9 protein-coding genes and 1 pseudogene are annotated in these 7,544 nt (G+C 70.9%); 5 read left to right on the top strand and 5 right to left on the bottom strand.

Annotated features, from left to right (window positions below; translation table 11 throughout):
- From AAHM41_RS37485 to AAHM41_RS37470, 4 genes and pseudogenes are all read left to right on the top strand, one after another.
- Nucleotides 1-191: pseudogene (locus AAHM41_RS37485) on the top strand (hypothetical protein); the annotation flags it as partial.
- Nucleotides 192-288: 97 nt separating this feature from the next.
- Entirely contained in the window at nt 289-1,674 is a 1,386-nt protein-coding gene (cysS, locus tag AAHM41_RS37480; protein WP_342241734.1) for a cysteine--tRNA ligase, read from the top strand.
- Between the two features lie 4 nt (nt 1,675-1,678).
- Complete coding sequence (cimA, locus tag AAHM41_RS37475; protein ID WP_342241733.1) at nt 1,679-3,274, top strand: citramalate synthase; 1,596 nt, start codon at nt 1,679-1,681, stop codon at nt 3,272-3,274.
- Between the two features lie 13 nt (nt 3,275-3,287).
- Nucleotides 3,288-4,058, top strand: a complete 771-nt coding sequence (locus AAHM41_RS37470) for an RNA methyltransferase (RefSeq protein WP_342241732.1) — start codon at nt 3,288-3,290, stop codon at nt 4,056-4,058.
- A gap of 3 nt (nt 4,059-4,061) precedes the next feature.
- Here the strand turns inward: AAHM41_RS37470 and AAHM41_RS37465 are convergent, their stop codons facing one another.
- Genes AAHM41_RS37465 through AAHM41_RS37445 form a run of 5 tightly spaced genes read right to left on the bottom strand, consistent with a single transcriptional unit; the run spans nt 4,062 to nt 6,827 of the window.
- Complete coding sequence (locus AAHM41_RS37465) at nt 4,062-4,697, bottom strand: alpha/beta hydrolase family protein (RefSeq protein WP_342241731.1); 636 nt, start codon at nt 4,695-4,697, stop codon at nt 4,062-4,064.
- Between the two features lie 9 nt (nt 4,698-4,706).
- Nucleotides 4,707-5,180, bottom strand: a complete 474-nt coding sequence (locus tag AAHM41_RS37460) for an SRPBCC family protein (protein ID WP_342241730.1) — start codon at nt 5,178-5,180, stop codon at nt 4,707-4,709.
- Between the two features lie 58 nt (nt 5,181-5,238).
- Nucleotides 5,239-5,610, bottom strand: coding sequence for a hypothetical protein (locus tag AAHM41_RS37455; protein WP_342241729.1), 372 nt, complete (start codon nt 5,608-5,610; stop codon nt 5,239-5,241).
- Nucleotides 5,611-5,647: 37 nt separating this feature from the next.
- Complete coding sequence (locus tag AAHM41_RS37450) at nt 5,648-6,136, bottom strand: Fur family transcriptional regulator (RefSeq protein WP_342241728.1); 489 nt, start codon at nt 6,134-6,136, stop codon at nt 5,648-5,650.
- 10 nt (nt 6,137-6,146) lie between these two features.
- Entirely contained in the window at nt 6,147-6,827 is a 681-nt protein-coding gene (locus AAHM41_RS37445) for a PadR family transcriptional regulator (protein WP_342241727.1), read from the bottom strand.
- A 303-nt stretch (nt 6,828-7,130) separates the two neighbouring features.
- On the opposite strand from AAHM41_RS37445, the gene AAHM41_RS37440 reads away from it, so the two are divergent.
- The coding region (locus AAHM41_RS37440; RefSeq protein ID WP_446719517.1) for a hypothetical protein at nt 7,131-7,544 on the top strand (414 nt) is incomplete at its 3' end.

Genomic DNA, 7,544 nt, shown 5'->3' with positions numbered 1-7,544 from the left:
CGGCCGAACCCGCCCGCGCGGCCCGGCTGGGGCCTGCGGTGGCGGAGCCGCCTGCCGCGTCGGCCCGCGCCCATCGCCCGTCCCTGACCGCCCAGTTCTACGAGCCGGAGGCCGCCCCCGCCGGCCCGCCGCTGATGGCCGGCACCCCGGTGGTGCCGCAGCGCAAGGGCTGGTTCGGCAAGCGTCGCTGATCGGGCTGCCTTGCGGCCTGACCCTTGGACGCCGGGGGCCTGATCTGGTAATCGTCGCGGTCCCGACCGGACAGGTCTGACCTTAGGACTGCGACCCGTGGCGCTCTCTCTGCACAACACGCTCACCCGGACGAAGGAGAGCTTCGTCCCGATCGACCCGAGCCATGTGCGGATGTATGTCTGCGGCCCGACGGTCTATGACTACGCCCATATCGGCAACGCCCGGCCGATCGTCGTCTTCGACGTGTTGTACCGGCTGCTGCGGACGCTGTATCCGCGGGTGACCTATGCCCGCAACATCACCGACATCGACGACAAGATCATCGAGCGGGCGAAGGCGAATGGCGAGCCGATCGGCGACCTGACCCGGCGGACCGGCGAGGTCTTCGCCGCCGACATGGCGGCGCTGGGCGCCCTGCTGCCCGACATCCAGCCTCGCGCCACCGAGCATATCCCGCAGATGCAGGAGATGATCGGCACGCTGATCGACAAGGGCCACGCCTATGCCGCCGATGGCCACGTGCTGTTCAACGTGCCGTCGATGCCGGATTACGGCCAGCTCTCCCGCCGCAACCGCGACGAGCTGATCGACGGCGCCCGCATCGACGTCGCGCCCTACAAGCGCGACCCGGCCGATTTCGTGCTGTGGAAGCCGTCGACCGGCGACCAGCCGGGCTGGGACAGCCCATGGGGCCGCGGCCGGCCGGGCTGGCACATCGAATGCTCGGCCATGGCCGCCACCCATCTCGGCGACGTCTTCGACATCCATGCCGGCGGCCTGGACCTGATCTTCCCGCATCACGAGAACGAGATCGCGCAGAGCCGCTGCGCCCATGGCACGCCGGTGATGGCGCGCACCTGGCTGCACAACGGCTTCCTGATGGCCGAGGGCGAGAAGATGTCGAAGTCGCTCGGCAACTTCTACACGCCGCACGACCTGCTGGAGGAGTTCCCGGGCGAGGCGCTGCGCTACACGCTGCTGTCCGGCCACTACCGCCAGCCCTTCGACTTCACCAAGGAGGGCGTGCGGCAGGCCCGGTCGGCGCTCGATCGCCTCTATGGCGCCCTGCGCGCGGTCGAAGCGGTCGAGGCGGGCGAGCCGTCGGACGCGCCGCATGTGGTGCAGATCGCGCTGGAGGACGACCTCAACACGCCGCAGGCCCTGGCGGCGCTGCACGACCTGGCCGGCGCGCTGAACAAGGCGGGCGATCCGGCCGTGCAGGCGCGGCTCAAGGGCGAGCTTCTGGCTGGCGGCAGATTGCTGGGCCTGCTCGGTCAGTCGCCGGAGGACTGGTTCCGCTGGCGGCCGAAGGCGGCGTCGGGGCTGGACGACGCCGAGATCGACGCGCTGGTGGCGGCCCGGCGGGCGGCGCGGGCGGCGAAGGACTTCGCCGAGGCCGACCGCATCCGCGACCAGCTGATTGCCGCCGGCATCGCGCTGGAGGACAAGCCGGACCGCACGCTGTGGCGCCGGGTGGGGTGAGGCGATGAGCGAGCGGATCTGGCTGTTCGACACCACCCTGCGCGACGGCGCGCAGACCCAGGGCGTGGACTTCTCGGTGGCCGACAAGATCGCCATCGCCAGGAAGCTCGACGCGCTCGGCATCGACTATGTCGAGGGCGGCTGGCCCGGCGCCAACCCGACCGACGACGCGCTGTTCCGCGACCCGCCGAAGCTGGCCAATGCCCGCTTCACCGCCTTCGGCATGACCCGGCGGCCGGGCCGCAGCGCCGCCAACGACCCCGGCCTGGCGGCGCTGCTGAACTGCGACGTGAAGGCGATCTCGATCGTCGGCAAGACCTGGGACTTCCATGTCGACGTCGCGCTGGGCATCCCGCGCGAGGAGAATCTCGAGCTGATCCGCGACAGCGTCGCCGAGGTGGTCGGCCGCGGCCGCGAGGTCGGCTTCGACTGCGAGCATTTCTTCGACGGCTACAAGGCCAATCCGGACTACGCCCTGGCCTGCGCCAAGGCGGCCTACGAGGCCGGGGCGCGCTGGGTGGTGCTGTGCGACACCAATGGCGGCGCGCTGCCGCATGAGGTGACCGACATCGTCACCGCCGTGGCCCGGCATATCCCGGGCGACCGGCTGGGCATCCACACCCATGACGACACCGGCAACGCCGTCGCCAACAGCCTCGCCGCGGTGCGGGCCGGGGCGCGCCAGATCCAGGGCACGCTGAACGGCCTGGGTGAGCGCTGCGGCAACGCCAATCTCGTCACCCTGATCCCGACGCTCGTGCTGAAGATGGGCTACGAGACCGGGGTGACCGAGGCCGGCCTGGCCTCGCTGGCCGATCTCAGCCACTGGTTCGACGAGCGGCTGGACCGCACGCCGCAGTCCGGCGCGCCCTATGTTGGCGGCCGCGCCTTCGCCCATAAGGGTGGGCTGCACGTCTCCGCCATCGCCAAGGACCCGCGCTCCTACGAGCATGTGGCGCCGGAGCGGGTGGGCAACCGCCGCCATCTCGTCGTCTCCGACCAGGCCGGGCGGGCGAATATCCTGGCGCGCTTCGCCGAGATCGGCGTCGCCATCGACCCCAAGGACCGCAATGTCGACCGGCTGGTCGACCTGGTGAAGCAGCGCGAGTTCGAGGGCTATTCCTACGACACCGCCGCCGCCAGCTTCGAGCTCTTGGCCCGGCGCATGCTGGGCCAGGTGCCGGCCTATTTCGCCATGGACCGCTTCACCGTGGTCGACGAGCGGCGCTTCAACGCCCGCGGTGAGGTGGTGCAGGAATCCGAGGCCACGGTGCTGGTGCGGGTCGGCGGCAAGTCGCTGCACGAGGTCTCCTTCGGCAACGGCCCGGTCAACGCGCTCGACAACGCCATGCGCAAGGCCCTGGAGCCGATCTATCCCGGCCTGAAGCCGCTGCGGCTGGTCGACTTCAAGGTCCGCATCCTGCGCTCGAACGAAGGCACCGGCGCCATGCCGCGCGTGATGATCGAGACCGAGGATGCCGACGGCACGCGCTGGTCGACGATCGGCGTCTCGACCAACGTCATCGACGCCTCCTTCGAGGCGCTGGGCGACAGCTTCACCTATGCGCTGCTGCGGGCCGGCGCCACGGCCCCCAACTGATGGACCGGTTCTGATGGCCGGCACCGACCAGACCCGCGACCCCAGCCTGGGCGGCCCGGCGATCATCCTGATCGAGCCGCAGATGGGCGAGAACATCGGCACCGCGGCCCGGGCGATGCTGAATTGCGGCCTGACCGATCTGCGCCTGGTGCGGCCGCGCGACGGCTGGCCGAACCCGAAGGCGGTGCCCACCGCCTCCGGCGCCGATGCCGTGCTCGACCATGTCCGGGTGTTCGAGCGCACCGAGGATGCGATCGCCGATCTCGGCGCCGTCTACGCCACCACGGCGCGGCTGCGCGACCAGCTCAAGCCGGTGGTGACGCCGCGCCGGGCGGCGACGGAGATGCGGGCCCACCATGCCGCGGGTGTCGGCACCGGCATCCTGTTCGGGCCGGAACGCACCGGCATGACCAATGACGACGTCGCCTTGGCCGATGCCGTGGTCAACGTGCCGCTGAACCCCGCCTTTTCATCGCTGAACCTGGCCCAGGCGGTGCTGCTGGTCTCCTATGAGTGGTTCACCGCCGGCGATGGGACGCCGGAACGGCGGCTGGACTATGAGGAGGACGCACCGCCGGCGAGCAAGGAGCAGCTGGTCAACCTGTTCGAGCATCTGGAGCAGGCGCTGGACGCCGGCAACTTCTTCCGGGTGCCGGAGAAGAAGCCGAGCATGCAGCGCAACATCCGCGCCTTCCTGCAGCGCGCCCAGCTGTCGGAGCAGGAGGTGCGGACCCTGCACGGCATGATCGTCGCCCTGTCCGGCCGGCGGAAGGGCGGGGAGTAGGGGTTACCCGATCCTCCCGGCCCAGTCCGAGACGGCGGCGGCGACGGTTCTCAGATGGTCGGCGGCGGTGAAGCCGGAGACGCTCTTGCGCGGCTTCAGATCGTGGTCGCCGTCCTCCAGCCACAGCAGCTCGATCCGGTCCGACAGGGCGTAGCCGGCGACCTCGTCGCGGGTGCCGAACTCGTCGCGCGTGCCCTGGCAGATCAGGGTCGGCGTCGCCAGCCCGGCGAGATGGGCTGTGCGCAGCTGCATCGGCTTGCCCGGCGGATGGAACGGATAGCCGAGGCACAGCAGCCCGGCGATGCGGCCGGCGGCGTGCAACCCGTCCGCGACCATCGACGCCACGCGCCCGCCCATCGACTTGCCGCCGATGATCAGCGGCCCGGTGGCGCCGAGGGCGTCGACCGCCGCCCGATATTCCGGAATCACGGTCTCGGCGCGCGGCGGCGGCTTGCGCTGGCCGTCGCGGCGGGCCGCCATATAGCCGAACTCGAAGCGCGCGACCCGCAACCCGGCCTCTGACAATGCCTTCGCCGCCGCGGTCATCGAGGCCGAATCCATCGGCGCGCCGGCGCCATGCGCCAGCAGGATGGTGGTGCGGGCCTCCGCCGGCCCGTCGATGAGGAGATCGACCGCCATCGGCCCCTTTCACTCCGTGAAGGCGGCCAGATTGGCCAGGGTCGACGCCAGGCCTGCCTGGTGATCCTCGGGCCGGATCCCGTCGGGGACGTTGTCGCAGCGGATGGTCACCTCGGTGCCGCCCGGGACGGCGGCCAGGGCAGTGGTGATCGTCATGGCGCCGGCGAAGGCGGGGTCGTCGGACTCGAACTCGACCACCTCCACCACCCGCCGGTCCGGGACCAGCTCCAGGAACCGCCCCTCGACCACATCGGCATGCTCGGTCGTCTTGCCGCGGACGTCGTGCCCGGTGTCGATATAGGTCAGGGACATGCGGTAGCGGCCGCCTTCGCGCCCGTCGAAGGCCAGCATCTCGCCCGTCATGCCCTCCGGCGGGCGCCAGGCCGCGAGCGCCTCCGGGTCCATCAGCGCCCGATAGATGGTGGGCGGCGACGCCTTGATGATCCTCGATGCGGAGTCGACCCGCCCGGCTGCCTTCGCCATGTCATCCTCCTCCTCGCGACGCCACCGTACACCGCCCGGCGACGCATCGCGAAGCGGCTCAGATCAGCAGCGAGGCGAGAGCCGCCAGCCCGATCCCGGTCAGGAACGGCCAGCCGATATGGCGGCCGCGGCTGGAGATGGCGGTGAAGGCGCCGATGGCGGTGAAGGCCGCGCCGGTTCCGGCCGCCGCCCACCACCGCACCGCCGGCGGGTCCAGCACCAGTGCCAGCAGGATCAGGGCGATGACCAGCCAGGCCACGCTGGTGATGTGCCAGGCGAAGCGGAGGATGAAGCGGGCGAGGGGGCTCTTCAGGATGCCGTCGCGGCGCGCCAGCACCGGCCCGATCAGCCGCCGCTCTCCCGCCACGGAATGCACGGCGGCGGTGACGACCAGCAGCAGCGCCGCCGCGAGCAGCAGAGCATCCGACATCTGGACTCCTCCTGCGATGCCAAGCCGCGGTGCGGCGTCAGGACCCGATCCGGAGCCGGGCGGGCGCCGGCCAGGCCGTGCCGGCCGGCATTGCGTCGGCCAGCGGCGCGTCAGGGTGCAGCTTCTCGACCTCGAGTTCGAACCGGGCGCGGACCAGGCGGTAGCCGAACTGGCGCAGCACGTCGGCCAGGGCGGCGCGCAGTTGGACCTCGCCCAGCGTCAGCGTCTCCAGCGGTGGCGCCGGCTCGGTGGCCGGGCCGATGGCCAGGCGCTTCGGCGCGTCGTCGCTCCAGCCGGCGATGCCGGTTCGGCGGAGCGCCGCCAGGAAGCGGTAGACGGTGGCCAGGCTGATCCGCGGGTCCAGCCGGCGCGCCCGGCCCAGGATCTCCTGGGCGTCGAGCGCGCGGTCGGCCTCGGCCAGCACCGCCAGCAGGATCCGGCGCGGCCGGGTCGGCCGCAGCCCGGCGTCGCGCAGCCGGGCCAGGGCCGGGGCAGGGCCCGGGTGGGGATGGAAGGCGGGGCTCATGCCGCCGCCCTCAGTTGCGCCGGATCTCGGCCGCCGCCCGGGCCAGAATCTCGACGATCCGGGTCTCGGCGTCCGGGTCGGCACCTGCGCCCAGCTTCTGCTCCGCCGCCTCGCGCAGATTGTCCAGCGCCGCGACCACCAGCGACGGCAGCCGGCTCGACCGCTCGCGCTCGCGGTCCCGCTCGCCGCCCATCATCTTGTTGACCCAGGCGATCTTCTCGCCGGCCGCGGCCAGGCGGCCCAGCACGGCGTCGATGATGCCGCGGTTGCTGTCGAGATAGGCGCGGCCCTCGGCGGTGATGGTGTACAGCTTCTTGCTGCCCTCGGCCTCGACCGTGACGTAGCCGGCCTCCTCGAGATAGGTCAGGGTCGGGTAGACCGTGCCCGGGCTCGGGCTGTACCAGCCGCCGGTCTTGTCCTCGATCAGCTTGATGATCTCATAGCCGTGGCGCGGCTGCTGCTCGATCAGGGCCAGGGCCAGCAGGCGCAAATCGCCCTGGGCCAGCATCCGGCCGGCGCGCATCATGTCGCCGCCGCCACCGAAGCCGCGGCCGCCGAACCCGCCGCCGAAGCCATGACCGAACATGCGGCCGCCCCGGCCGCGGCCGCCGGCCCACATCTCGTCGCCGCCGCCGCAATCGCCGCGGTGACCATGATCGTCGCGATGACCGCGATGATGTCTTCCGAACATCGAATTCACTCCCTAGGGTTCGATATATCGTAAGATATGGCGACTGAAGATCGGTTTCAAGATATATCTTAAGATGTGTCTTTGTCGATCCCGGTGTGGGCCGCGGGGCCGCTTTCCGTCATCGCCGGGCACGGCATCGACATGGGTGATTGGTTCTTCACCCGATCGCCCTGGCCTCGCCATAACCGCGCGTTGCATAAAGAACGCTGATCCGGAATAGTTTCCCCTCAAAAAGGGGAGAGAATCATCTCGGTCGCGGGCCGGTCGAATTTCGCGTTCCTGCAGCCGCACGGCGGACAGCTGGTGCGGCTCGGCGCGTTGGCGGGACAGTATTCCGCGACGACTCGCCACGGTGTTTATCGAGTTGCATCAGTTCGCGGAGCTCGTGGCCAGGACGATGGTCGTCCGCAGCGCGGCCTACCCGGTCCGCGCGAGGATTTTGAATCCTTCCTGCGCCGGCTGCAGCAGGATCGCACTCTGCCGAGCCAGACCGCCAACGCGTTCCATGCCATTCGCCCGATCGACCGGCTCGCGGGCGAGGCGGAGAGCGCGCACAAGCCGCTCGATCGGCTCGACCAGGCGGTGCTGGCCAAGGCGTTCCGGGGAGAGCTGGTGCTGCAGGACCCGGCGTACGAGCCGGCCTCTTTCCTGCTCGACCGCATCCGCGCCGAGCGGGCAGCCAAGGGCGTCGTGACCAAGGGGCGGGGGGGGGGGGCC

Source organism: Inquilinus sp. OTU3971, from assembly GCF_038440215.1.
The sequence above is the reverse complement of the archived record's forward strand: the minus strand, read 5'-3'. Positions and strand labels throughout refer to the sequence as shown.

Bases quoted from the DNA above. Each gene is read 5' to 3' on its own strand.
- cimA (WP_342241733.1), top strand. From the start codon at position 1,679: ATGAGCGAGCGGATCTGGCTGTTCGACACCACCCTGCGCGACGGCGCG.
- AAHM41_RS37470 (WP_342241732.1), top strand. From the start codon at position 3,288: ATGGCCGGCACCGACCAGACCCGCGACCCCAGCCTGGGCGGCCCGGCG.
- AAHM41_RS37465 (WP_342241731.1), bottom strand. From the start codon at position 4,697: ATGGCGGTCGATCTCCTCATCGACGGGCCGGCGGAGGCCCGCACCACC.
- AAHM41_RS37460 (WP_342241730.1), bottom strand. From the start codon at position 5,180: ATGGCGAAGGCAGCCGGGCGGGTCGACTCCGCATCGAGGATCATCAAG.
- AAHM41_RS37455 (WP_342241729.1), bottom strand. From the start codon at position 5,610: ATGTCGGATGCTCTGCTGCTCGCGGCGGCGCTGCTGCTGGTCGTCACC.
- AAHM41_RS37450 (WP_342241728.1), bottom strand. From the start codon at position 6,136: ATGAGCCCCGCCTTCCATCCCCACCCGGGCCCTGCCCCGGCCCTGGCC.
- AAHM41_RS37445 (WP_342241727.1), bottom strand. From the start codon at position 6,827: ATGTTCGGAAGACATCATCGCGGTCATCGCGACGATCATGGTCACCGC.